This is a genomic window from Kocuria sp. CCUG 69068 (genome assembly GCF_020833785.1).
GTDB classification, from domain to species: Bacteria; Actinomycetota; Actinomycetes; order Actinomycetales; family Micrococcaceae; genus Kocuria; species Kocuria rosea.
Window position 1 is genome coordinate 1 of sequence record NZ_PDDL01000257.1, and the last position, 899, is coordinate 899.

At 67.7% G+C, this 899-nt stretch carries 1 protein-coding gene; it reads left to right on the forward strand.

Annotation, left to right across the window (positions count from 1 at the left end):
* Positions 1-115 precede the first annotated feature (115 nt).
* Positions 116-899 (forward strand): IS481 family transposase (locus CRM73_RS19400; RefSeq protein WP_229588823.1); only part of this gene is annotated, 784 nt, incomplete at its 3' end.

Here is an 899-nt window from a genome sequence, read left to right on the forward strand (position 1 = left end):
TGTGATGTCCAGGGAGGTTGTCCCGCCGCAAGGCGGTGAGTCGGGCTGACACGGGAAGGCCTCCGGTAGTGAAGTGGAGCTGTCTAGTTCACCGCTTCACCCACCGGAGGCCTTCATGTCCCACGTTAACGCCGTCCTGACCCCTCGTACACGCCTACGCCTGGCCCGGCTGATCGTCGAGGACCAGTGGACCTACGCCGCGGCGGCCAAGATGTTCATGGTCTCTGCCCGCACGGCCAAGAAATGGGCCGACCGCTACCGGGCCGAAGGCCAAGCCGGGATGGCTGATCGCAGCTCTCGCCCGCGCACCAGCCCGACCAAGACCGCCCCCGGGGTGGTCCGGAGGATCGTGGCCCTGCGGTGGCGACACCGGCTGGGCCCAGTGCAGATCGCCGGCCGACTCGGAATGCCGGCCTCGACCGTGCATGCGGTGCTGGTGCGCTGCCGGATCAACCGGCTCTCCCGCATCGACCGGGTCACCGGCGAACCTCTGCGCCGCTACGAACACGACCATCCCGGATCACTGATCCACGTCGACGTCACCAAGTTCGGCAACATCCCCGACGGAGGTGGCTGGCGCTACCTCGGTAAGCAGCAAGGCGACCGCAACCGCGCCACCACCGATACTCAACGCCGCAAAGGCCCAGTACGTGGCCCCCTGATCGGGACCGCCTTCGTGCATACCGTGATCGATGACCACTCCCGGATGGCGTACGCGGAGATCTGCACCGATGAGAAGGCTGCCACCGCGATCGGGGTGCTGCGCCGAGCCAGGGCGTGGTTCGCCGACCAGGGCGTCACCGTGGAGCGGGTGCTCTCGGACAACGGGTCCTGCTACCGCTCCCATGCCTGGGCCCAGGCCTGCGCCGAGCTGAGCATCAAGACCAAACGCACCCGCC